21 protein-coding genes are annotated in these 24,164 nt (G+C 64.6%); 8 read left to right on the forward strand and 13 right to left on the reverse strand.

The window, feature by feature from the left end:
• Positions 1-102 precede the first annotated feature (102 nt).
• Positions 103-774 carry an XAC0095 family protein gene (locus tag DEO45_RS03840; RefSeq protein ID WP_114340971.1) on the reverse strand — a complete coding sequence of 224 codons (672 nt, stop codon included), beginning with the start codon at positions 772-774 and terminating at the stop codon, positions 103-105.
• A 249-nt stretch (positions 775-1,023) separates the two neighbouring features.
• Between DEO45_RS03840 and DEO45_RS03845 the strand changes: the two genes are divergently transcribed.
• Both DEO45_RS03845 and DEO45_RS16465 read left to right on the forward strand, forming a co-directional pair.
• Complete coding sequence (locus DEO45_RS03845) at positions 1,024-1,383, forward strand: helix-turn-helix domain-containing protein (RefSeq protein WP_114340972.1); 360 nt, start codon at positions 1,024-1,026, stop codon at positions 1,381-1,383.
• Positions 1,384-1,686: 303 nt separating this feature from the next.
• Positions 1,687-2,901 carry a hypothetical protein gene (locus tag DEO45_RS16465; RefSeq protein ID WP_147269679.1) on the forward strand — a complete coding sequence of 405 codons (1,215 nt, stop codon included), beginning with the start codon at positions 1,687-1,689 and terminating at the stop codon, positions 2,899-2,901.
• 25 nt (positions 2,902-2,926) lie between these two features.
• Here DEO45_RS16465 and DEO45_RS03850 read toward each other — a convergent pair whose 3' ends face one another.
• From DEO45_RS03850 to hutU, 6 genes are all read right to left on the reverse strand, one after another.
• The gene (locus tag DEO45_RS03850; protein WP_114340973.1) at positions 2,927-3,610 is read right to left on the reverse strand and encodes a hypothetical protein; all 684 of its coding nucleotides are present in this window, start codon (positions 3,608-3,610) and stop codon (positions 2,927-2,929) included.
• Between the two features lie 208 nt (positions 3,611-3,818).
• Positions 3,819-5,342, reverse strand: coding sequence for a hypothetical protein (locus tag DEO45_RS03855; protein WP_114340974.1), 1,524 nt, complete (start codon positions 5,340-5,342; stop codon positions 3,819-3,821).
• An 89-nt stretch (positions 5,343-5,431) separates the two neighbouring features.
• Positions 5,432-6,061, reverse strand: coding sequence for a cytochrome P460 family protein (locus DEO45_RS03860; protein WP_223250774.1), 630 nt, complete (start codon positions 6,059-6,061; stop codon positions 5,432-5,434).
• An 88-nt stretch (positions 6,062-6,149) separates the two neighbouring features.
• A complete protein-coding gene (locus tag DEO45_RS03865; RefSeq protein ID WP_114340975.1) occupies positions 6,150-7,124 on the reverse strand; it encodes a GlxA family transcriptional regulator in 975 nt (324 codons plus the stop codon).
• Positions 7,125-7,363: 239 nt separating this feature from the next.
• Complete coding sequence (locus tag DEO45_RS03870; RefSeq protein WP_114340976.1) at positions 7,364-9,439, reverse strand: ATP-dependent nuclease; 2,076 nt, start codon at positions 9,437-9,439, stop codon at positions 7,364-7,366.
• A gap of 89 nt (positions 9,440-9,528) precedes the next feature.
• Positions 9,529-11,199 carry a urocanate hydratase gene (hutU, locus tag DEO45_RS03875; RefSeq protein ID WP_114340977.1) on the reverse strand — a complete coding sequence of 557 codons (1,671 nt, stop codon included), beginning with the start codon at positions 11,197-11,199 and terminating at the stop codon, positions 9,529-9,531.
• Between the two features lie 339 nt (positions 11,200-11,538).
• Here hutU and DEO45_RS03880 point away from each other — a divergent pair, with 339 nt between their 5' ends.
• The 3 genes from DEO45_RS03880 to DEO45_RS03890 all read left to right on the forward strand — a co-directional run bounded on the left by DEO45_RS03880 (position 11,539) and on the right by DEO45_RS03890 (position 14,568).
• A complete protein-coding gene (locus DEO45_RS03880; RefSeq protein WP_223250775.1) occupies positions 11,539-12,270 on the forward strand; it encodes a hypothetical protein in 732 nt (243 codons plus the stop codon).
• Between the two features lie 292 nt (positions 12,271-12,562).
• On the forward strand, positions 12,563-14,059 hold the full coding sequence (locus DEO45_RS03885) for an AlkA N-terminal domain-containing protein (protein ID WP_114340979.1): 1,497 nt from the start codon (positions 12,563-12,565) through the stop codon (positions 14,057-14,059).
• Positions 14,056-14,568, forward strand: coding sequence for a methylated-DNA--[protein]-cysteine S-methyltransferase (locus DEO45_RS03890; protein ID WP_114340980.1), 513 nt, complete (start codon positions 14,056-14,058; stop codon positions 14,566-14,568). The genes DEO45_RS03885 and DEO45_RS03890 overlap by 4 nt, the downstream gene beginning before the upstream one ends.
• A 9-nt stretch (positions 14,569-14,577) precedes the next feature.
• Here the strand turns inward: DEO45_RS03890 and DEO45_RS03895 are convergent, their stop codons facing one another.
• Positions 14,578-15,000, reverse strand: a complete 423-nt coding sequence (locus DEO45_RS03895; RefSeq protein ID WP_114340981.1) for a hypothetical protein — start codon at positions 14,998-15,000, stop codon at positions 14,578-14,580.
• Between the two features lie 51 nt (positions 15,001-15,051).
• On the opposite strand from DEO45_RS03895, the gene DEO45_RS03900 reads away from it, so the two are divergent.
• Entirely contained in the window at positions 15,052-16,329 is a 1,278-nt protein-coding gene (locus DEO45_RS03900) for an ectonucleotide pyrophosphatase/phosphodiesterase (protein ID WP_114340982.1), read from the forward strand.
• 125 nt (positions 16,330-16,454) lie between these two features.
• On the opposite strand, the gene DEO45_RS03905 is transcribed toward DEO45_RS03900, so the two are convergent.
• The 5 genes from DEO45_RS03905 to DEO45_RS03925 all read right to left on the reverse strand — a co-directional run bounded on the left by DEO45_RS03905 (position 16,455) and on the right by DEO45_RS03925 (position 21,003).
• Complete coding sequence (locus DEO45_RS03905; protein ID WP_223250776.1) at positions 16,455-17,741, reverse strand: MFS transporter; 1,287 nt, start codon at positions 17,739-17,741, stop codon at positions 16,455-16,457.
• A 71-nt stretch (positions 17,742-17,812) separates the two neighbouring features.
• Positions 17,813-18,799 (reverse strand): DMT family transporter, encoded by a 987-nt coding sequence (locus DEO45_RS03910; protein WP_114340983.1) that lies wholly within the window; start codon positions 18,797-18,799, stop codon positions 17,813-17,815.
• Positions 18,800-18,870: 71 nt separating this feature from the next.
• The gene (locus DEO45_RS03915; protein WP_114340984.1) at positions 18,871-19,035 is read right to left on the reverse strand and encodes a YXWGXW repeat-containing protein; all 165 of its coding nucleotides are present in this window, start codon (positions 19,033-19,035) and stop codon (positions 18,871-18,873) included.
• Positions 19,036-19,138: 103 nt separating this feature from the next.
• A complete protein-coding gene (locus DEO45_RS03920; RefSeq protein WP_114340985.1) occupies positions 19,139-19,543 on the reverse strand; it encodes a DoxX family protein in 405 nt (134 codons plus the stop codon).
• 98 nt (positions 19,544-19,641) lie between these two features.
• A complete protein-coding gene (locus DEO45_RS03925; protein WP_114340986.1) occupies positions 19,642-21,003 on the reverse strand; it encodes a formimidoylglutamate deiminase in 1,362 nt (453 codons plus the stop codon).
• 82 nt (positions 21,004-21,085) lie between these two features.
• Here DEO45_RS03925 and DEO45_RS03930 point away from each other — a divergent pair, with 82 nt between their 5' ends.
• Both DEO45_RS03930 and DEO45_RS03935 read left to right on the forward strand, forming a co-directional pair.
• Positions 21,086-22,645, forward strand: a complete 1,560-nt coding sequence (locus tag DEO45_RS03930; RefSeq protein WP_114340987.1) for a bifunctional GNAT family N-acetyltransferase/carbon-nitrogen hydrolase family protein — start codon at positions 21,086-21,088, stop codon at positions 22,643-22,645.
• Between the two features lie 48 nt (positions 22,646-22,693).
• Positions 22,694-24,163 carry a chloride channel protein gene (locus DEO45_RS03935; RefSeq protein WP_114340988.1) on the forward strand — a complete coding sequence of 490 codons (1,470 nt, stop codon included), beginning with the start codon at positions 22,694-22,696 and terminating at the stop codon, positions 24,161-24,163.
• The last annotated feature ends 1 nt before the right edge of the window (position 24,164 follow it).

Raw genomic sequence — 24,164 nt, forward strand, 5'->3', positions numbered from 1 at the left:
GAGGGTGCGGCTGCAGGCGAAAGCGTCGAACCCGGGTCAGAGTCGACTTTCCAGAGCGTCCGCCAGATGAAGTGCGCTCTGACCCCTGCTTTGCCTCTCTCGCTACTGGTAGGTCGGAAGCTGCGGCACGACATGCGACATGCTGCGCATGGGCAGACGGGTGGGCAGCGTGTGGTAGGTGCCAAGCTCCTCGCGTACGCCGGTTCGCACGCCTCGCGCTGGCCCCAGCCGCTGCGAATTCACCTCGCGAATGATCTCGCGCAGCTTCTCCACGTCGCGGACGATGGCATCCCCCATGATCGACAGCGTGACGTCGGATAACTCGGCGTGATCGCTGCAGGTCACCACGTTGCCAAGGGCCCGAAGGCTGCTCAGCAGCAGGTTGATCTCGTCGATCTGATCCAGGGTGACGCCGAAGAGGAAGCGGTTGCCGGCCTCATCCCTCACCGGCTCGGCAGCGTCCGGTATCGCGGCTTCCGTGCAAGCCTCCGCTTCCATATCGGCCTCGCGTGCTGCCGCCCTTTCGCCACGCTCGGCCGACCAGGAGAGTTCGTCCAGCACCTGAGCGATCTGCTCCTCCAGCAGTTCCAGGCAGATCGCCACCTCGCCCGGGCGAATCCCCGCGTACCACTCCTTTGCTTCGTCCGCCATGCGCGGTCGTGCCAGGTTGGCCAGGAACTCCACATACTCGCGCAGCTTCTTCAGCCGCAGCTGGCTGTCCTCCGGCAGGAAATGGCCCGTCACTTCCAGATCATCCGAATCGATCGTCGACATGCTCGCCTCCTCGCTCCATGAAGTGCCCACCCGAAGGGATCAGAGTCGTCTTCTACAACCCCTCCTCGAAGAAATGCGCCCTGACTCCTGTTTGCAGTATCTCGCACAGCAAGCATAATGCAATCGAAACGTGCCATTGTCAACAACTGAAAATAGCATATGCACCAACGCTCGTGCGCAACAATGGAACGCACCTGCCAAACGTCGCCACGCGCAAGCACCGGGGACGATGCGACAAAAGGGATTTGCATGGCCGCACCCTACGAGGACTTCGCGAATCGCCTGCGGAAGACGCTGGACCGGACCGGTTTCGTACAGGGACGCGGAAGAACGAGCGCCCTGGCGGATCGCTACGCCGTGTCGAGGGAAACAGCCCGCAAATGGCTCACAGGCCTTGCACAGCCCGAACTCTCTCGCATCATCGAGCTGGCCAAGGATTTCGACATCAGCCTCGAATGGCTTGCCACCGGTCGGGGCCCCATGCCGCTGGGCGTGGGAGAAACCCGCGCCGTCTATCGGCGGCTGACCGAAGGCGAGAGCCGCCTGCTCGATGCATTCCACAAGCTGCCCGAGCCCAAGCGGCAGTTGCTGGTGAAGTTCCTTTCCTGAAAACAAGAGGACGGTTATCGCGGTTCAATCGCTGCCGCCTGGTCATCCCGGGATTACACCGACAACGGGAAACCCAGGTCAGAGTCGACTTTCTAGAGCGTCCGCCAAATAAAGTGCACCCTGACCCCTGTTTTCGCCTTAAAAAGCGGATAAGGGCATTCAGCATCATTGGGGCTGGTTCCCAAGTGGCCGACAATCTGGAAAGGGATGGCACCTGCCGGATCGAGCCCACCGACATGACAGTAATTCGTTTGCCGAGGGGCCGATCCGCGGTAAACCTCGAATGAACGGGGAAGTACGGTGATGACTACATTCAAGAAATTATGCGTATTGGTGATTCTGGTGCTGCCGGCCATCGCGATAGGAGGAGCACTGAACCTATTCAGCGGATTCAGGATCGAACGCGAAGTCATTCTCGATTCAGAGAATAATAGTGGGCCATCGGAACTACTGAAGGCTGCAGATGGCGGTTACTTTGTCTTGGAAACAGGGTATGGCAATGGCGTTATTAAAACTGACGGCCAAGGTCAAACACAGTGGATATATCGCGATCCTATACACGCGGGAACGGTTGTGGGATTCACGGGGGCTGCAGCAACCCTAGATGGTGGCGTCCTACTCTGTGGCAACCGACGTGAAAGCGGAAAGAATGATTCGGACGCTTTAGGAGGTGTTGTCATCCTGCTTGATAAAATGGGACATGAAGTAAATCGAATTGACCCTGCATTGCGTGGCTCTGATAATAATGAGTTATTAACCGAAGCTTCCGGCTGCAGCAATTGGGGTGATGGCTTTTTTGTGTTTGGCGAAGCGCAAGTGACCGGCTCGTATCTTGGCGGCGCCAGGACTACATATAAGATCACAACGCAACTGAAACTTGATGGAAAAGGTAAAATAGTCTGGAAAATTAAAAGGCCTGCGTCGGAAATTAAAACTATAGACGGTATCGCTCGGCCATTATCGAATGGAAATCTCGTTCTCGAGTCTTTTGATGACCTCTCCTTGCTTGACCCGAATGGAAATGTAATTAAGAGAGCAAAACTTGACGGCCCCTGTGTATGGGTGAATCATCAAAATTCGATCGAGCACCTCCAATTTTTGTGTCGTGCTAATGAGGCCATAATTACTACACCGCATATGGTACAACTTGATGAAAAGCTTAATCAAATTAGTGACACTAAATACCTAAACTTTAAGGATAGTCCCGGAAGTATCGGGTTGGCAAGTGTAGTCACTATGCCCAATGGATCCATAGTTATATTTGGCGCGACGACAGGGTTAATTTATCCATTTGTCCCGCTGATTGTTGAGTTGAACGCCGACCAATCCGTTGTGGCTCGTTATGAAATTTATGGCAACCATGAGGACGGCTTCATTGCTGGCCTTTCAACAGCAGTCTCGGGAGAATATGTCACTGTTCGTCCAGTGCTTCTTCGGGGCAAAGGCTGCACCGCAATGACCTTTTTTCGTCGGAGAAACGCGGGTCAGAGTCGACTTTCTAGAGCGTCCGCCAAATAAAGTGCACCCTGACTCTGTTTTTACCCTAGCCTGTCCATGCGCCCCACATATCCCGGTAGCGAAACGTGATGCCTGCCGCGAAGGCGTATTCCTTCGCCAATGCCGTCAGCTCGGTGAAACCTTCCAGCGTGTCGCCGAAGGTATCCACGCATCGGCCCCGTTTGTCGTAGAGGGCGAGCACATATGCGGGGCCCCTCCCACCGCCTTGGAGCAACGCAAGGCTACCGAGTGCCGCAAAGGCATGCTGCAACGGGGGCCGGAGACGATAGTGGACGATGCCGTCCGGGCCGACTTCCACCCGATATCGCTCGCAGGCCAGCACCATGAGCAGAAACGCGCTGTTGAATACCAGGACGAACGCGGCCAGCCACCAAAGGTCCGTACCCGCAGGGCGGGGGCTGCTCGCCAGATAGATTGCCGGCCCTGCCAGCAAGCTCAACGCACCGCAGGCCCTGGCCGTCCAGATCGTTCCGCGGGAATAGGTGAACGTGTGCACGCGCTGATCCGCGCGCCCTGGCAGCCCCCATGCCGCCGATGGATCGGGCGGCCCCTCCGGAGCAACACGGCGTCGATGGATTGCAGCGAATATCGCGAGACCGATGAGCATCGCCGTCAGACCGAGAAACAGGAATCCCGCGTTGTCTCCCTGCAGACACCGCCAAACGCCCACAGCGCCGAACGCGGCAGTGGGAAGCACGGTCACGATCACGCTCTCCCGCGTCGGCGGGAGGCGGGAGGGCGATGCAACGGCAGCACCCGGCTGTTCTTGATGACAGGAATTGCCCACGTTGCCCCCTGACTGGAAATTGCTCGCTGGGCACCAGGAAATGCAGGAATGGTGTCAGGGACATTTTGAACGACGCGATAGCTAGTCGAAAATTGTCCCTGAAACCTTTCGCTTCAATTTTCCCGATGGATCAGCGCAGCGCCTCCGTAATGTGAAACTTCTCCACCCGGCCGACCTTCTGCATGGCGGCCTGGACATCGGGCCGCGCGGTGACCGTGTTCCAACGGTCGTGAATCAGCTTTTCCTTCGGCGTTTCGGTGACATCAGCGTAATGCTGCATGTCGACGAGCGCAGCATTCCGCCAAGCGGGTTTCTGCAGCCGCTCGATAAGCAGGGATTCGGCCTCGTCAAGCTTCCCACAAAGCAGCAGGGCGTCCTCCCACGTGGCAATGGCATCGGCGCGATGCTCGCGCTGATAGCTCATGGAGGCAGCGATGGCGGCGGCGTCGTTTTTCGCGACAGCGATTCGCAGTTTCACGCTTTCCAGCTGCATGCGCCCGAAGGGACTCATGTTGCCGAGTTCGACGATGGTATCGGCTGCCTTGTCGGGCAAATCGAGATCGGCGTACAGCTCCCCGAGATTGATCAACTGGCTTACGTTCATGCCGCCATGCTCGGGACGCCGCGCTGCCAATACTTCTACGCGCACGGCATCGTCCCAACGTCCCTGCCGTTTGAACGCCCGGGAACGGTTGTCGAGCACCCAAGGGTATTTGTCGTCAAAGTCCGTGTAGGTCTTGGGGCCGTCTCCGTGCCCGGAATGAATGAGTACCGTGTTGCTGATCGAAAGCACGCGCGCATACTGGCCGGTGATCAGGAGCAGCGCTTGAAGGTCCGCAATGGGCTCAAGCTTGTCCGGTTGGGCCTTCACTCGTTCCTGCGCTGCCTTGATCTCCGCGGCGACCAGGCGATCGATATCGAAATCCTGGGGGCGCTTGAGGGTGATGGGATCAAAACGCCGATCCACGCGCATGCTCAGCGCAGCCTGAGCCGAGGTGATCCGCAACGCGACCGCCGTGGCGCGCGCGATGTCGTTGTGTTCAATATGCAGCAGCGCCAGGTCACGCCATAGATTGCTGGGCTCGATACCACTCTCCAGCCATCCCGCATCGAACAGTGCGTCCAGCATCTCCCGATCGGTGTCAGGGTTCTGCACCTGCAGGAACTGGTAATGAAGCTGCCTGATCGCACCGGAATTCAGGTTGCCCAGCTTTCCGGGCCAGCGCTGAGCTAAGACAGCCACGCAATGCCCTGCATCGCTGTAATCGCCGACGGAAAACGCGGTGGAGAGACGGGTCGTCCATGCCGTCTCATCGGCCTCGTCAAAAGCCGTCGCCCGCACGACCATTTCGTGAGCCTTCTTGTCCTGGCCGCTCTGGGTGGCGATCAGGCTGGCAACCAGCAGTGCGCGGTATCGCAGATCCGTCGGAAGGTCGTCGAAACCCTCGGCATGAACCGCCTTGTCGAGTCTTGCCTGCGCGGACGCCGTGTCATTGTGACTGGCGTCAGTGAAGGCCTTCTGCACCAACTGGGCGACGTCTGCCGCCGGCTCGGCGGCCCGATCGTCGAGTTTCGGCGTCGGCGGAATCGTTGCCCGCGCCGTGCATACGGTCAGCAACACAAGCGCCGCCGCAGTCATGAAGATCCTGCTCATTGATGCGTTCCCCTGGATTGTCGTCTCCCGACAACGGGCGCGTGGCCGGTCTGGACCACGCCATACGGCGAACGGTATCAGTCTTGTGCTTACTTTGCCGGCGACTCGAGCAGTTCCGCCGTGTCCTCCAGGTACGCCGCGCTCAGCGTGGCGTGCTGCCGTGCGATGGGCAACAGCGTCGGATAGAACTGCACGAACGTCGTGTCTACCGCCGCATGCGCGCTGTGGCAGGAGTAACACGCCTCGGCAACCGGGATCTGTTTCGCCGGCGCGGCACTGTCGTCGAAGCTGAAGAACGCCCAGCCGCCCTGGAAGCGCACGGTGTCCTTCACGTGCACTTCCATGCCCTGCACGCCCCCGCTCTGGTAATGCCCGCGCTGATTGATCGAACCGTTGCCCGTCGAGCCACGCACTTCCAGCACGATCACGGTCTTGTCCGGCCAGCTGCCGGTGCGCACGAAGGCGCGATAGCTCTCCGGATTGACGAAGGTGTTGTCGAACATCGGGCTGGGCGAGGCCATCGCCTTCGGGTTGTAGCTCATGTCGAGGCCGGAGCTGAGATACACCCACTCGCGATAGTCCGCAGGCAGGATCAGCTTGCCGTCGGCGGTGTAGGCGGGAGCATGCGTGTTCGCCGAGACCGGATCATCGGCTGCCGCGGCGAAAGAAGTGGCGGCCATCGCGGCCATCAGCACCAGGCAAAGCGGCTTCGACAGCACGGGCGTTCTCCGACAGAAAGGGGCAGCGGAATTCTCCTGTCTCGATGCGCGCCGCGAAGGACGCAAAGCCGACGAATCCGGCCAGACCTCAGCCGGAGAAGCGCTCGCGGTATTCGTTCGGCGTCGTGCCATAGCGGGCGCGGAACGCCCGGCGGAACGCATCCGCGCTGTTGAAGCCCACGCTCGATGCGATGCGCTCGATCGGCGCCCTGCCTTGCGTCAATCGCATGCAGGCCTGTTCCAGCCGCAACTTCTCGACGAAACGCGCAGGCGTCACGCCGAAAGTCTCGGCGAACACGCGGCGGAAATGCCGCGCGCTCATCGCCACCTGTTCGGCCATGCGTTCCATGCCGACGTTTTCGTCCAGATGCGCCAGCAGCCAATCCACCAGCGCACCCATGCGGCCGTTGCCTTGCGCCTGCGCCGCCAGCGGCGTGGAGAACTGCGCCTGGTTGCCGGGCCGCTTCACGTACATCACCAGATACCGCGCGACGCCGAGCGCGGCCGACGCACCGAGGTCTTCCTCCACCAGCGCGAGCGCCAGGTCCATGCCTGCGGTAAGCCCACCGGACGTGGCAAAGCAGCCGTCACGCAGGAACAGCCGATCCGTTTCGACATGCAAGGCGGGATAGCGACGCGCAAGGTCGTCGGCATAATGCCAGTGCGTGGTGACGCGGCGGCCGTCGAGCAACCCCGCCGCCGCCAGCACGTACGCGCCGGTGCAGATCGAGACGATGCGCCGGGTGTCCTTCGCGCGTTCGCGCAACCATTCGAGCAGGCGCGCATCGCGATTGATGGCAAGCCGCGCACCCAGGCCGCCCGGTATCAGCAGCGTATCCAGCGGCGGCACATCGTCCAGCGCGTGCGCAGGCACGATCGACAAACCGTTCTCCGCACGCACCGCGCACGCCTGCAGACCGATGGTGCAAAGCTCATACGGCGGTGTGCCGTGCGCGAGCGAATTCGCGCCGCCGAATACATCCAGCGGGCCGGCGAGATCCAGCGCCTGCATGTCGTCGTAGGCGAGCAGGCCGATGGTCTTGGTGGGAGATGGTGCGCTCATCGAAGGGCCCGGGGGTAGAGTCGAATTTCCGTATACGTCGCCCAATTGAAGTGCTCTCTGACCCGAGTTCTGCGACAAAAATTATCCCTGACACCTTTTCTCTGTGGAGCCCATGATCGCGGCTTAATTGCCTCCATCCCGTTATCCGGGGGTGGTCTAGAGGTTGGCTGACCTGGGGTCGGGTAAGGCTGATGTCTAACCAGCGCTTCACAAGCGCATGGGTTTATCCCCCCTCTCCCTTAGATCTTCGCATCAACTTCTTCTGCAAGTAATGATTTAAGTTGGTCTCTCATTGCCATCCAGCCCTCCTTCGCTGGCGTCTGGCCGATTTGCAACATAATTCTCTTTTTAAATTTCGCGATCGAAACATTCAACGATGCCTTAGACTGAATGTCGTTGAATAGTTTCTTGCCATCACACTCATTCTGCCAATCGCTCGCCCAAAAATCCTCCAGCTCTTGGCGCTCCTTTTCACACTTAGTAATGAAGTCACCTTTCCATGCAATTTCATCAATTCCACACAATTGATCGCGCACAAGTTTAATTCTTGCGTACAACGCATCAGCAAATGTGGCAATATCTTTCCCGGAAACATCGCTAGCACGAAGTCCGGGACTTTCATATTTATAAGTCGCAAAGACATTTTTGGCGGCGAGCTGGTCAAGCTGAGACATAGCCAATTCGCGAAGAATGGCGCCAGCTTTTCCTTGACTCGATATAGGCTCTTTTGTGAATTCCCTTTCCTGTAAAAGCATACCAATCGCTTCGGCGTCAATTAAATAATTTTCCAAACACCGTCGTTTCCATTGAAGGATGCGGACGGCATTCGTGCTTTTCAGCCCTGTTGGAGCCTCATCGCGGTCAAAAATAAAATATCGCGGCGTCAGATCCTTGCCCTCTGCCTCCAACAATTGAAGCTTTTTAATATGCTTTTCGACTTCACCTCGACCACCCAAGTCAACGAGCTTATATCTTCGCAACAAATCACCAAAGCCTTGCTTCAAAAGGTCTACATCATCTACGCCTTCTACATGTATTGTGGCCTTATAAAGCAAACCGTCACTTTCAGAAGTGCCCAGGCATCGCAGAGCCTCAACCACGTCACTTTGATCTTGCCTCATGACTTTGTTCAGAGAGTATCCCGAGGTGAGATGATATAGAGAGCACTCACCAATTTCTAACGCGCTTGTAAGTATCTCAGGCGAATGAGTGCAAATTAGAATCTGCATATCCTTCTCTAAGACATAAGAACTCACAAGGAACGGCAAAAGTTCGCGACAAACCGACGGATTCAAATGAAGCTCCGGCTCGTCAAGCATCACAAATCCGTGTTCAGCAACCGTCTGCCAGAGCAATAAGAACGTAAGAATCAGCCCCTTTTCACCGCTGCTCAGTCTATCGATATCGAAAACTCTCTTGCTTTCGGTATCTTGAATTGAAATATTCAATTGACCGTGCTGATTAATGCCCACACCCATAAGTTCCCGACCCGGCAATATCCCTTCAAATATCCTTTTGAACTCTTTCGCCAACAGGCTACGATCGCCACCACTCATTGCCACGACATTAAATATCGTATTCTTTAATCTAGAAAACTTGAGCTGAGGTTGAGAGTTGTGCGACTCAATCTGATTATTGACATCAGCAGCACCAAGCTGAACAGGCACCTCACCATACGGCAGAGCCCTGTCCGCAGGAAAATAACTGAAGGACGCAATTTGTGGCGGATTGCCTCGATCTATAAAACCAAAGAAAAGAGGGCCAAATTCATCCAAATTCTCTATTCTTCCAGACACAGGGTCTATCACTATAGATAGCTTTATAAGCTTGCCATTGTCACAAACGGCGCTTAAATAACTACTCAGATCCTCCTCCGCCTTTTGAATTAAGGCCTTTGTTTGAGGAGAAGAAAAAAAAGCCACCTGCGCTGCTGGATTTACGAAATTCTGCCCCGCTCGAGCCTGCACCAATCCAATAGCCATTTTTGAAATAGAGGATCCAATAAGATCTATTTCTTCCTGCAATGCTCGATATTTGCAAGTTATCTCAACTTTCCTCTCAATATCTCCTGCCAAGGCCTCTAAGATCAAAAGTTGCGGATTGTGTGGATTAGAAGCACCTAAGGCAAATAGGACTTGCTGCGTTTCCTGCTGAGTGCGTGGTGCGAGCAATGCTTTGGCAAGCCTTATAGCTTCCAAAATTGTTGTCTTTCCGATCGCATTGGGACCGACAATTACACCGACCCTTTTATCGAACTCAACCTGAATGTCTTGAATGCCCCGAAAATTCTTGATAACCAATGATTTTAGATGCATTACCAATCCCCTAATTGAGTAAAGTCTACGTCACGCACATTGGTGCCATTTCCGTTAAACACTTAGGCGCATACGCGAGGCAAATCACCTCACACCATCGGCAACTTCAGTCCCTGCTCCTTCGCACACTCCGCTGCAATCTCATACCCCGCATCCGCATGCCGCATCACCCCGGTGCCCGGATCGTTCCACAGCACCCGCGCAATCCGCTCGTCCGCTTCCTTCGTGCCATCGCACACGATCACCACCCCGGAATGCTGCGAGTACCCCATCCCCACCCCACCACCATGATGCAGCGACACCCAGGTCGCGCCACCAGCCACGTTCAACATGGCATTGAGCAGCGGCCAGTCGCTGACGGCATCGCTGCCGTCCTTCATCGCCTCGGTCTCGCGGTTCGGTGACGCCACCGAGCCGGAATCCAGATGGTCGCGCCCGATCACCACCGGCGCCTTCAACTCGCCCTTGCGCACCATCTCGTTGAACGCGAGGCCGAGCTTGTCGCGCAGGCCCAGGCCGACCCAGCAGATACGCGCGGGCAACCCCTGGAAGCTGATGCGCTCTTTCGCCATGTCGAGCCAGCGGTGCAGGTGCTCGTCGTCGGGGATGAGTTCCTTGACCTTGGCGTCGGTCTTGTAGATGTCCCCCGGGTCGCCGGACAACGCGACCCAGCGGAACGGGCCGACGCCGCGGCAGAACAGCGGGCGCACGAAGGCGGGCACGAAGCCGGGGAACGCGAACGCGTTTTCGCAGCCGACGTCCTGGGCCATCTGGCGGATGTTGTTGCCGTAGTCGAAGGTGGGGATGCCCTGCGCGTGGAACGCGAGCATCGCGTCCACGTGGGTTTTCATCGACAGCTTGGCGGCGCGCGCGGTGCCGACCGGGTCGGCCTTGCGCCGCTCGAACCATTGCTCCAGCGTCCAGCCCTGCGGCAGGTAGCCGTTGACCGGGTCGTGCGCGCTGGTCTGGTCGGTGACGGCGTCGGGGCGCACGCCGCGGCGCACGAGTTCCGGCAGCACGTCGGCGGCGTTGCCGAGCAGCGCGATGGATTTCGCTTCGCCGGCGGCGGTGTACTTCGCGATGCGCGCCAGCGCGTCGTCGAGGTCGGTGGCCTGCTCGTCGACGTAGCGGGTCTTCAGGCGGAAGTCGATGCTCTTCTGCTGGCATTCGATGTTGAGGCTGCAGGCGCCGGCGAGCGTGGCGGCCAGGGGCTGCGCGCCCCCCATGCCGCCGAGGCCGGCGGTGAGGATCCAGCGTCCCTTGAGCGAGCCGTGGTAGTGCTGCCGGCCCATCTCCACAAACGTCTCGTAGGTGCCCTGCACGATGCCCTGCGAGCCGATGTAGATCCACGAGCCGGCCGTCATCTGGCCGTACATCATCAGGCCCTTCTTATCGAGCTCGTTGAAGTGTTCCCAGGTGGCCCAGTGCGGCACCAGGTTGGAGTTCGCGATCAGCACGCGCGGCGCGTCCGCATGCGTGCGGAACACGCCGACCGGCTTGCCGGACTGCACCAGCAGGGTCTCGTCGTCGTTCAGTTCGCGCAGCGATTTCAGGATCGCGTCGAAGCACTCCCAGTTGCGCGCGGCGCGGCCGATGCCGCCGTACACCACCAGCTCCGCCGGGTTCTCCGCCACCTCGGGATCGAGGTTGTTCTGCAGCATGCGGAACGGCGCCTCGCTGAGCCAGCTCTTGCAGGAAAGCTCGCTGCCGCGCGGCGCGCGGATGGTGCGGGTGGTGTCGATGCGGGTGGGTGCGTTCATCACGAAGAGCTCCGGTGAGTCAGACCACCGAGTATAGGCCAGCGCCCGGTGCAGCCGAACGGTGGCTCATGGGGCCACGCCCCGCCGTCGGGCCACACCGGCAAGCCGCACGTAACGACATGCCGCCACGGAGCGAAGACCTGACGGCACGGCCAAAAAACCCGCCGCCGCGCATCCCCGATCACACGAGGCCCAAGGGGCGCTGTACCACGGCCTGATCCGCCGCGACGGCGTGCTGTCGGCCATGCTCGGCAGGCGCTGATCCGGCAGCGGATGCGATCTTCGACGGGAGCGCCGCTGCCGACGCGTGAGCTGGCCGACCCAAGCATGGATTGAGCCATGCGGGACGGCCGCCCAGGCCGGCGCGAGTCCCCCAACGGCCGCCATCCGGACTGGCCATCGCGCCGATTGACCGCGCCATGGCGCCAGCACAGACTTCCCGCTGGGGACCCCGGGGCGACCGTCACAAGTCGCGTTGAGGAGGTTGTCATGCAAACCACAAGCCGAAAACAACAAGACTGGAGGAACCGGGCCATCATCGCCGTAGCGATGCTCGCCATCGGTAGCAGTGTGCCGGCGGCGGAACATCCCGCACCGAGCGACGCGCAAATGATCGCGAGTGCGATGCACGCGGCACCGGCGCGCGTCGCGAAAGACGCGACGATCGTGGCGATGGGCGCGGATGGCAAGATGCGCACGCTGCGCAAGGGCACGAACGGGTTCACCTGCATGCCGGACAACCCGGCAACGCCGGGGCCGGATCCGATGTGCATGGACCAGAACGCGATGGAATGGGTGAACGCGTACATGGCGCACCAGCCGCCACCGGCCGGCAAGCTCGGCATGATGTACATGCTGGCCGGCGGCACGGATGCGAGCAACACGGATCCGTACGCGAAGAAACCGGACAGCGGCAATCACTGGATCAAGACCGGGCCGCATTTCATGATCGTCGGCGCGGACCCGGCGTTCTATGCGAACTATCCGAAGAACGCGGATCCGGACACGGCGGCGCCGTACATCATGTGGGCCGGCACGCCGTACGAGCACCTGATGGCGCCGGTGAAGTGAGATACGGCGGGGGACGTCGAAAAATTGCCGTCATTCCTGCGCAAGCAGGAACCCAGCGACTTCAGGCGTCTGGAGCCTGAGGCACTGGATCCCGGCTTTCGCCGGGACGACGAACCGATCGACGGTTGTTCGAGGTTCTCCACGGGGAAGCACACGCGGCGCTTGCGCGGATTGATCGCGCGAACTGATTCCTGGCCGGTCGAACTTAGCGCCCCGACCGGCCTGTTTTGCCCCCGGCATTAATGTCCGAAAACGGCGAGTCGGCCGGCGCGGGTGGTGCTAGCCTGCAGCCATGAACGAACTGCCCGACCCGCATGTCTGCGAACAGGCCCGACTCAGCCGCGACGCGCGCTTCGACGGGCTGTTCTTCACCGCGGTGAGCAGCACCGGCATCTATTGCCGGCCGGTGTGCCCGGCGCCGGCGCCGAAGCGCGAGAACGTGCATTACTACGCGAACGCGGCCGCCGCCGAAGCGGCCGGCTTCCGGCCGTGCCTGCGTTGCCGGCCGGAACTCGCGCCGGGCAACGAGCAGTGGCAGCGCGGCGACCATGTCGTGGCGCGTGCGCTGAAGCTGATCGAGGCCGGCGTGCTGGCGGAGCAGTCGCTGGACGAGCTGGCGGCGCGCGTCGGGATCGGCGCGCGGCAGTTGCGCCGGCTGTTCGTCGAGCGCATCGGCGCGCCGCCGGTCAGCGTGCACACGACGCGCCGGCTGCTGTTCGCGAAACAGCTGCTGACGGAAACCGCGCTGCCGGTGACGGAAGTCGCGCTCGCGTCCGGCTTCCGCAGCCTGCGCCGGTTCAACGCGGCGTTCGCGCAGGCGAACCGCATCGCGCCGCGCGAACTGCGCCGGCATCCGCGCACTGCGGCCGGCGCGCCGCTGCTGCTGCGGCTCAGCTATCGGCCGCCGTACGACTTTCCGGGCCTGCTCGCGTTCCTGCGCACGCGCGCGCTGCCGGGCGTGGAACTCGTCGACGAAGGCAGCTACGCGCGCGTGTTCGGCCCAGCGGATGCGCCCGGCTGGCTGCGGCTCAGCGCGTGGCCCGGCGGAGAGCACGCGCTGCGGCTGCAGCTGCATTGTCCGCAGCCGACGCGGCTGCTCGGCGTGGTGACGACGCTGCGGCGCATGTTCGACCTGGACGCGAACCCGCAGGCGATCGCGGACACGTTCCGCCGCGACGCCGTGCTCGGCCCGCTGGTCGCCCGCCACCCCGGCCTGCGCCTGCCCGGTGGCTGGGACGGTTTCGAGATCGCGGTGCGCGCGATCCTCGGCCAGCAGATCAGCGTGGCGGCGGCACGCACGCTGGCGACGCGCATCGTGCAACGCTGGGGCGAGCCGCTGCCGGTCGCGCCGTTGCCGGAACTGGAGCGGCTGTTCCCGACGCCGGCCGCACTGGCGCAGGCGGACCTGCGCGAGATCGGCCTGACCACGACGCGCGCCGCGACGATCAGCGGCATGGCGCAGGCGCTGCTGGACGGCCGGGTGGATTTCAGCGCGGGGCAATCGCTGGACGCGTTTGTGGTGCGCTGGGTCGCGCTGCCCGGCATCGGCGAATGGACGGCCCACTACATCGCGATGCGCGCGCTGGGCGACCCGGACGCGTTCCCGGCGGCGGACCTGATCCTGCGCCGGGAAGCGGCGCCGGGCGCCGCGCCGCTCGGCACGAAAGCGCTGACCGAACGCGCGGATGCGTGGCGCCCGTGGCGCGCGTACGCGGTGATCCACCTGTGGCGCGGCGCCTCGCAGGCGTTGTCGCCGGCACGCCAGAAAAAACCGGAAGCGATCGCATGACTAACCCGCCCGACACGATCCACTACGACGAGATGGACAGCCCGGTCGGCACGCTGCGCCTGGTCGCGGACAGCCGCGGCCTGCGCCAGATCTGGTTCGAGCGCGAACGCCATCCGAAGCAGGCGCATCCGGGCTGGGTCCGCGCAGCCGCGCCGCTGAAGTTCGCCCGCGTGCAGCTGGAGGAATACTTCGCCGGCGAACGCCAGCACTTCGAGCTGCCGCTGCATCCTGTCGGCACGACGTTCCAACTGGAGGTCTGGCACGAACTGGGGCGGATACCGTACGGCGCGACGATCAGCTACGGCGAACTGGCCCGGCGCATCGACAAGCCGCTGGCGGTGCGTGCGGTCGGCGCCGCGAACGGGCGCAACCCGCTGCCGATCGTGTTGCCGTGCCATCGGGTGATCGGCGCCGACGGCAGCCTCACCGGCTTCGGCGGCGGCCTGCCGACGAAACGCTACCTGCTGAACCTGGAACAGCGCATCGCGCACGGCGACCTGTTCGGCTGAAACGCCGCGTCAATGCCCGTCGCGCGAGGACGACGCGGGCGCCGCCTGCGGCACCACGCGCGGCAGGTTCGCGGCGTCGCGCTCGCGGTCGAGCAGATCCTGCTGGCTGGCGCGGTCGCGCTCGCGTTGCGCGCGATCGGCCTGATCGAGCCGGCGTTGACTGCGCGGGTCGTTCGCGCTGGGACGCTTCGCGGTGTCCGCCACGCCCTGCTGCAACTGCTGCTGCAGCTGGCTCTTCTGCAGCTGGTCGCGCGTCTGCTGCTGTTGCATGGTCTGCTGGTACTGCACGCTGGCCGGCAGCGGCCGGATCACCGGCTGCGGCTGCGTCGTCGCCTGCCACGCGCCGGCGAGGCCCGGCAGGGCGAACGCCAGCAAGCCGAAACCCAGGGCGTGCCGGAACGAGGCGTGACGGAAGTGACGTGTCTTGGTCATACGGGTGCGCGATCATGTGGGAGCAACTGTCCCGATCGTAAGGCTCATCGCATGAAAATCCTGTTTCGCCTGCTGCTGGGTTCCCTGGTGGCACTCGGCGCCGGCTGCGCCGCGCAACACCAGGCCCGCAACTCCACCGTTGCCAGCGTCGAACCGGCGCCGCTGCTGCTGGTCTCGATCGACGGCTACCGCCACGACTACCTGCAGCGCGGGCTCAGCCCGACCCTGGCGATGCTGGCGCAGGGCGGCGTGCAGGCCGCCTCGATGCAGCCGGCGTTCCCCTCGCTGACGTTCCCGAACCACTACACCATCGTCACCGGCCTCACCCCCGACCACCATGGGGTGGTCAACAACACCATGTTCGACCCGCAGCTCGGCAAGTTCTCGCTGGGCAGCCGCAAGGCGGTCAGCGACGGCCGCTGGTGGGCCGAGGGCACGCCGCTCTGGGAAACCGCCGACCGGCATGGCGTGCGCACCGCCACCATGTTCTGGCCCGGCTCGGAAGCGGACATCCACGGCCATCATCCGGATTACTGGAAGCCGTTCGACGGCAGCGTGACGGCCGGCGAGCGGGTGGACCAGGTGCTGGCGTGGCTGGACCTGCCGGTCGCCGAGCGGCCGCGCTTCCTCACCCTGTACTTCGATGAGGTCGATCACGCCGGGCATGTCCACGGCCCGGACTCGCCCGAGGTGGACGCGGCGCTGCGCGACACCGACGCGGCGCTGGCCCGGCTGGTGGACGGCCTGAAGCAGCGCGGCCTGTTCGACCGGATCAACCTGATCGTGCTGTCCGACCACGGCATGGCCGGCGTGCCGGAATCGAACAGCGTGATGATCGACGAACTGGTCCCGCTCGACCGCGTGCAGACGGTGAGCATGGGCATCCTGGCCGGCTTCAACCCGACGTCGGACAGCACGGAGGCGCGCGCCGATTTCGCGAAGGTCGAGCAGACCCTGGAGCAGCCGCACCCGCACATGCAGTGCTGGGACAAGACCCGCGTGCCGGCGCGGCTGGCCTACGGCAGGAACCCGCGCGTGCCGCAGCTGCTGTGCCTGGCGAACGTGCACTGGCGCATCACCACCAGCGACTACGCGGCGAAGCGCAAGGGCCGGCTGAGCATGGGCGAGCACGGCTACGACAACGCCGAGCCGCTGATGCAGGCGCTGTTCGTGGCGCACGGCCCCGCGTTCCGCGCCGGCGCGAAGGTGCCGGCGTTTCCGAACGTGGACGTGTACCCGCTGATGACCCACCTGCTCGGCCTCCCCGCCGCCGCGAACGACGGCGACTACGACGCGGTGAAGGACGTGCTGAAACCCGAGTCGCGCTGAAGCTTTTCTCCCTCCCCTGCACGCAGGGGAGGGTTGGGGTGGGGTGCTTTTTGCTCGGACTTCAGATCAAGAGCTTTACCCCCTCCCTGCCTCCCCCTGCCAGCAGGGGGAGGAGCAGAGCGCTCCTACCCCATCGCCCCCTTGCTCATCGGCGTGGGCGGGGTGGCCACGTCGACCAGTGGCTTCAACCGCACCAGGCCCAACGCGATTAGCAGGCCGGCCAGCACCAGCGCGCCGGTGAACAGCGCCACCCCGTTCCAGCCGTGCAATGCGTAGAACAGGCCGCCGCTGGCGCCGGCGATGCTGGAGCCCATGTAGTAGCAGAACAGGTATACCGACGAGGCCTGCGCCTTCGCCGCACCGGCGCGCCGGCCGACCCAGCTGCTGACGATGGAGTGGCCGCCGAAGAAGCCGAACGTGATCGCCACAATGCCCAGGATGATCAGCGGCAACGGCCGCGCCACGGTCAGCGCCACGCCGGCCAGCATCAGCGCGAACGCCGTCCACAGCACCTTGCGCCGCCCGAGCTTACCGGCCAGGTGGCCCATCCATGCCGAGCTGAACGTGCCGATCAGGTAGATCGCGAAGATCAACCCGACCACCGCCTGGCTGAGCCCGTACGGCGGCGCCATCAGCCGGTAGCCGAGGTAGTTGTAGACGGTGACGAACGCGCCGAGCAGCAGGAAGCCCTCGACGAACAGCCACGGCAGGCCGCGGTCGCGGAACATGCCGGCGAAGCGCCCCAGCAGCGTGCGCCAGCGCAGCGGCTGCGCCGTGAAATGCCGCGACGGCGGCAGCGCGCGCCAGAACACCAGCCCGGCCACCACGCCGATCGCGCCGACCACCGCCACGCCGATGCGCCAGCCGAAGAAGTCGGCCAGCACGCCGGAGATCAGCCGGCCGCCCATGCCGCCGACCGCGCTGCCGCTGATATAGAGGCCCATGCCCAGGCCGATCGATTCGGCGTCCATCTCCTCGCCGAGATACGTCATCGCCACCGCGGGCAGGCCGCTCAGGGTAAGCCCCAGCAGCGTGCGCACCACGAGCAGCGAGCTCCAGGTCGGCATCGCTGCGCTGGCCAGCACCAGCAGCGCCGAGGCCAGCAGCGAGGCCACCATCACCGGCTTGCGCCCCCACGCATCCGACAACCCGCCGGCGAACAGCATCGCGAACGCGAGTACGCCGGTAGTGAGCGACAACGACAGCGCCGCGCCTGCCTCGCTCACCCCGTAGTGCCGGCTGAACTCCGGCATCAGCGGCTGCACGCAGTACAGCAGTCCGAACGTGGCGAAGCCGGCCGCGAACAGCGCGAGGTTGGTGCGGCGGAACGCGGGCGTGCCATGGTGGATGTACGGCGCCGGCGCCTCGGCTTCGAATGGTCCCGCCGCTTCCGGCTCCGCGTCATGCTTCATTTCGCTCACCCCGGTGGCTCAACCCGGCAAGGATAGAGCGAGACGGCCGAACGATGGATGACGCTCCGGCCTCAGGCGCTGCGGTCGCCGCGCAGCGCGCGAAGTTCCTCGTCGTGCCCCGCCGCGCCGCGCCCGCTGAACCAGCCGAACAGCGCGATGCCGACGATAATCGCCAGTGCGCCGAACGCAGCGTAGCCATGCGGCCACGCCTCGCCGAGGAACAGCACACCGAGCAGCGTGGCGAACAGCAGTTCGGCCGCCTGCATCGCCTCCACCGCCGCCAGCGCGGTCGGTTCGCGGCGCACCATGTCGGTGGCGCGGAAGAACAGGATCGTGGCGACGGTGCCGGACGACAGCGCCACGCCGCCGGCCAGCAGCGCCTCGCGCCACGTCGGCGGGCCGACCGTGAACCAGGCCACCAGCGCGAACAGCAGCCACAGCGGCCAGCTGCACAGCGTCATGCCGAACACCCGCTGCACCGCGTTGAGGCGGCTGTCGCAGTGTTCCAGGTGCAACAGCAGCTTGCGGTTGCCCAGCGGATAGGCGAATGCGGACAGCACCACCGCGCCGATCGCCAGCCAATCGCCGGCATGCAGCCGGCCCTGCGCATGGCCCCATTGCAGCGCGAACACGCCGGCCACGATCAGCGCGCCGAGCGCCAGCGTGCGCAACGCCAGCCGGCGCCGTTCGTCGCGATAGATCAGCGGCGCCAGCAGCGGCCCGGCCAGCACAGTGGTCTGGAAGCTGCCGGCGACCAGCCACGACGGCCCGCTGCTCGCCGCCCAGGTCAGCGGCACGCCAAACAGCACGAACCCCACGCTGCTCCACAGCAGCCAGGGCCGGGCGTGCCGGCGCAGCTCGCGCGGCAGTTCGCCCAGCCCGCCCTGCAGCGGCAGCACCATGGCCAGCAGCGGCAGCGTGATCAGGTAGCGCAGGATCACCGCCCACGCCCAATGCCCGCCGCCGGCGACGATGCTGCGGTTGAGCACGTAGGTGAGCGTGAAGAACAGCGCCGAGCACAGCGCCAGTCCCACGGCGAGCAACGGATGGGGGCGCACGTGCGCTCCGGGTCGGGAGGGGAAGCGCCAGTGTGGCAAATCCGCTCCCGCCCGTGCAGCACCCGTGGCACTCAGCGATAGCGCCAGTGTCCTTCCACCCACACGTGCGGGTTGGCCCAGTAGCCGGGCACCCAGACCCGCACCGGCCCGCGTGCGGGCACCACGACGCAGCCGGCCAGTGCGAGGCCCGCGCCCAGCAGCAAAGTGGAACACAGGATGGAAACGATGCGGCGCATGGAACACTCCTCATGGGGGATGTGTTCGCCGTAACGCCGCAGCGCGCAGCGCGACGACCGCCGATCCGCAGCCGGATGGCGGCCGTTCAGGCCCAGGACGCGCTCAGTTCCAGCGGCCGTTCGCGCCGCCCAGGCTGTAGCGGCCTGCGCCGAGCAGCATGATCGCCAGCGCGGTGCCGAGGTACATGCCCTGCAGCTCCAACGCCCAGCCACCGGTGTCGGCCAGCGTGGCGAGCTGGGCCAGATGCACCAGCCCGAACGCGAACAGCATATTTACCACGATGATCAGCGCACCCACCCGCGTCCAGTACCCGACCAGCAGCAGCAGCGGCGCCACCACCTCGCCCACGTACGCTCCGTAGGCCACGAACGACGGCAGGCCGGCTCCGGTCACCACGCCGATGACGTAGCCCGGTCCGTGGATCAGCTTGGACACGCCATGGAACAGGATCAACACGCCCAGCACGACACGCAGCACCAACTTGCCCAGATCGGCAGAACCTTGCATGGCAACTCTCCCCTGGTTGACTCGTGAGATGACCGACTGCCCCTTCGACACGCCTTGCCGCTGAACCCGCTGGCGGGCACCGGCGCCGGTCCGCGGAATCAGCGCAACCTTGATACTACGCCGCGATACCGCGCCGCAATACGCTCCTCGTCGCGATGGCGGAAGTCGCGCACCTGCCAGCGCCCGCCCACCATCACGTCGCGCACCAGCGGCGTGTTGCCGGCGAACAGGAAGCTGTCCAGCACCGAGCGCGCCTCGCGCGCGGCAAGCAGCGGCGAGTCCTCGTCCAGCACGATCAAATCGGCGCGCGCACCGTTGCGCAACTCGCCGACCGGCCGGCCCGAGGCCAGCGCACCGCCATGCAGCGCGGCGCGCCACAGCGTCTCGCCCACGCTGTCGCCCTCGTGCCGCGCGGCGATGTTGCGATGGCGGGTGGCCAGGCGCTGGCCGTATTCCAGCCAGCGCAGTTCCTCCACCGGCGAGATCGAGATGTGCGAATCCGAGCCGATGCCGAGCGCCCCGCCGGCATCGAGATAATCGGCCAGCGGGAACAGGCCGTCGCCAAGGTTCGCCTCGGTGGTCGGGCACAGCCCGGCCACCGCGCCGCTGCGCGCGAGCTGCGCGGTTTCCGCCGCGGTGAGGTGGGTGGCGTGGACCAGGCACCAGCGCGCGTCCACCGCAGCATGCGCGAACAGCCATTCCACCGGCCGCGCGCCGCGGGTGGCCACGCAGTCCTGCACTTCGCCGACCTGCTCGGCGATGTGGATGTGGATCGGGCCGGTGGCGGCCGGCTCGGCGGCGAGTACCTCGCGCAGCGCCGACTCCGGCACCGCACGCAGCGAATGCAGCGCGAGGCCCACGCACACCTCGTCGCCCTGCTGCCGGCGCAGCGTCTCCAGCAGGCGCAGCCAGGCATCAACCACATGACCGAAACGGCGCTGGCGCGCGCTCAACGCACGGCCGTCGAAACCGCCGCTCATGTACAGCACCGGCAGCAGGGTCAGGCCGATGCCGGCCTCGCGCGCCGCCTCGATCAGCGCCAGCGACATCGCCTCCGGCGACGCGTACGGCGTGCCATCCGGCTGGTGGTGCAGGTAATGGAACTCGCAGACGCTGGTGTAGCCGGCCTTGAGCATCTCGACGTAGAGCTGGGCGGCGATCGCCTTGAGTTCGTCCGGGCCGATCGTGGCGGCGAACGCGTACATCGTTTCGCGCCAGCTCCAGAAACTGTCGTCGGCCCTTCCCTTGCGTTCGGCCAGGCCGGCCATCGCGCGCTGGAACGCATGCGAGTGCAGGTTCGGCATGCCGGGCAACACCCAGCGGCCGAGCGTCGCACCGCCCGGCTCCAGCGCGGCCTGCAGCCGCCCGCCCGCATCCACGCCCAGCACCGCATCGGCCTGCCAGCCATCGCCGCGCCATGCATGGCCGGCCTTGAAGTGGGCGATGGCGTTGCTGCTCATGGTTCCGGCTCCGGATGGCAATGCCGCGCAGTGTAACCGGGAGGTGAAATCGCCTTCACCCCGCCGCGGGCATACTCGGGCGATGGTCAGGAAAAACAGCGAAAACAAGCCGAAACTGCTGCTGCGCCAGGCGGTGCCCGCCGACGTGCCGGCCCTGGTCGAACTCACCGCACGGATCTACACGCCCGAATGGGGCCACTCGGCGGAGATGCTGCGCTCGCAGCAGACGCACTTCCCCGAAGGCCAGTTCGTGGTCGAGTACGAGGGCGCGATCGTCGGCTATTGCGCCACCTTCCGCATCGACGAGGCCACCGCGCTGGCGCCGCATACCTGGATGCAGATCACCGGCGGCGGCATGGGCTCGCGGCACAAGCCGGACGGCAACTGGCTGTACGGCATGGAAGTGGTGGTGCACCCGGACTATCGCGGCATGCGCATCGGCCAGCGGCTGTACCAGGCGCGCAAGCGGCTGTGCGTCGACCTGAAGCTGCGCGGGATCGTCTTCGGCGGACGCATCCCGGGGCTGGCCCGCAACATCCAGCGCTACGGCAATGCCGAGGCCTACGTGCAGGCGGTGGTGGAAGGCCGGCGCCGCGACCAGACGCTGAGCTTCCAGCTTTCCAACGATTTCGAGGTGATCGGCGTGTTGCGCGCCTATGTGCCGTCCGACCACGAATCACTGGGCTATGCCGCGCACCTGGTCTGGCGCAACCCGCAACTGCTCGACCAGCCGGATATCCCGCCGGTCACCTCGGCCCGGCTGCTGCCCGACTCGGTGCGGGTGGCTTCGGTGCAATACCAGCAGCGCCGGATCACCTCGTTCGAGGAGTTCGCCACCCAGGTCGAATACTTCACCGACATCGCCGCCGACTACAGCGCCGACTTCGTCACCTTCCCCGAGCTGATCACGCTGCAGCTGCTGTCGATCGAGAACACCGAGCTGTCGCCGGTGGAGTCGATCCGCAAGCTGAGCCAGTACACGCCGCAGGTGAAGGAACTGTTCAGCCGACTGGCGGTGCACTACAACATCAACATCATCGCCGGCACGCATCCCACCGAGCAGGCCAACGGCGACATCCACAACGTCTGTTACGTGTGCCTGCGCGACGGCTCGCTGCACGAGCGCGAGAAGCTGCACCCCACGCCGAGCGAGCGCAACGTGTGGAACATCACCGGCGGTGACAGCGCGGCCACCGTGCAGACCGACTGCGGCCCGATCGGGGTGATGATCTGCTACGACGCGGAGTTCCCCGAGGTGGCGCGCTATCTGGTCGACCAGGGCGCGCTGATGCTGTTCGTGCCGTTCTGCACCGACGTGCGCGAGGGCTATCTGCGCGTGCGCTACTGCGCGCAGGCGCGAGCGATCGAGAACCAGTGCTACGTGGTGCTGTCGGGCAACGTGGGCAACCTGCCGGGCGTCAACAACTTCGACATCCAGTACGGCCAGAGCTGCATTCTCACGCCTAGCGACTTCCCGTTCGCGCGCGACGGCATCGCCGCGGATTCCACGCCGAACATCGAGACCGTGCTGTTCGCCGACCTGCGCCTGGAAAGCCTGGCCAGCGCGCGCAACGCGGGCGCGGTGCAGAACCTCAAGGACCGCCGCTTCGACCTGTACGAGACCCGCTGGCGGCCGCGCTGATCGCGACCTGCGGAATGCCCTCGGCGGCGAGTCTGCGATAATCGCGCCATGCCCAAGCCGCCCGAACCCGAAATGAAGTCCGCCAACCCGCGCCTGCAATCTTTGCTCGGGCACGAATTCTTCGCACCGCACCACTGGAAGCGCCGACTGGTGCTGTGGTCCGGCGCCGTGCTGGTGGCGCTGACGGCGATCCTGTTCGCCAAGGCCAGCACCTGGTCCTACCATCTGTTTCTCGGCATCCTCGGCCATGGCAGCTGGATTCCGCTGATCCTCACTCCGCTGGTGTTCGGCCTGCTCGCCTGGGTCACCGCGGGACGCCTGCGCGCGACCCGCGGCAGCGGCATCCCGCAGGTGATCGCCACGCTGCACATCGAGGATGCGGGTTTCCGCGAGCGGATGCTGGCGCTGCCGATTGCCGCGGGCAAGATGGCGCTGACCCTGATCGCGCTCGCCGTGGGCGCCTCGATCGGCCGCGAAGGACCGACCGTGCACGTCAGCGCCGGGCTGTTCTATTCGCTCGGCCGCCGCTTCGGCTTCAGCGACCCCAAGGCCGCCTCGCGCTTCATCCTGGCCGGCGGCGCCGCCGGCATCGCGGCCGCGTTCAACACGCCGCTGGCCGGCGTGGTGTTCGCGATCGAGGAGCTGGCCGGCACGTTCGAGCACCGCTTCAGCGGCCTGCTGCTCACCGCGGTGATCATCGGCGGCGTGGTCTCGCTGGGCATCATGGGCAACTACTCCTACTTCGGCGAGGTCGAGGCGAGCCTGCCGCTGGGCCACGCCTGGCTCGCCGTGCTGCTGACCGGCGTGGTCTGCGGCCTGCTCGGCGGGCTGTTCGCGCGGCTGATCCTGCTCAGCCGGCACGGCCCGCTGGCGCAGGTCGGTCGCCTGCGCGAGCGCTGGCCGGTGAGCTTCGCCGCCGGTTGCGGCCTGGCGCTGGCGCTGCTCGGCGTGTGCACGCACGGCAGCGTCTACGGCACCGGCTACGACCAGGCCCGCGCGATCGTGCAGGCCACGGCCGGCATGCCGGACCAGGGTTTCGGCATCGCCAAGCTCGCGGCCAACGTGGTCTCGTACTGGGCCGGCATTCCCGGCGGCATCTTCTCGCCGGCGCTGGCGGTAGGCGCCGGGCTGGGCCAGAACATCGCGCACTTCCTGCCCGGCGCTCCCGCCGCCGCGGTGGTGCTGCTGGGCATGAGCGCGTATCTGGCCGGCGTCACCGGCGCGCCGCTGACCTCGGCAGTGATCGCGATGGAGCTGACCGACAACCAGGAGATGGTCATCCCGATCATGGCCGCCTGCCTGCTCGCGCGCGCCGCGTCGTCGCTGTTCTGCCCCACCCCGGTATACCGCGATTTCGCCGAGCGCATGGTGCAGGACTTCGAGCGCCAGCAGGCCAGCCCTCCGTCGGCCGGCGAAAGCGGGGACGAGCCCGACGAGCCGCTGCCGCCCGGCGGCCACACCAGCGCGTTCGGCGAACCGGTCGCCCCGACCCGCCCGCCTGCGCCTGGGCAACCCTGAG

This window comes from Rhodanobacter denitrificans, from assembly GCF_003335105.1.
GTDB classification, from domain to species: Bacteria; Pseudomonadota; Gammaproteobacteria; order Xanthomonadales; family Rhodanobacteraceae; genus Rhodanobacter; species Rhodanobacter denitrificans_A.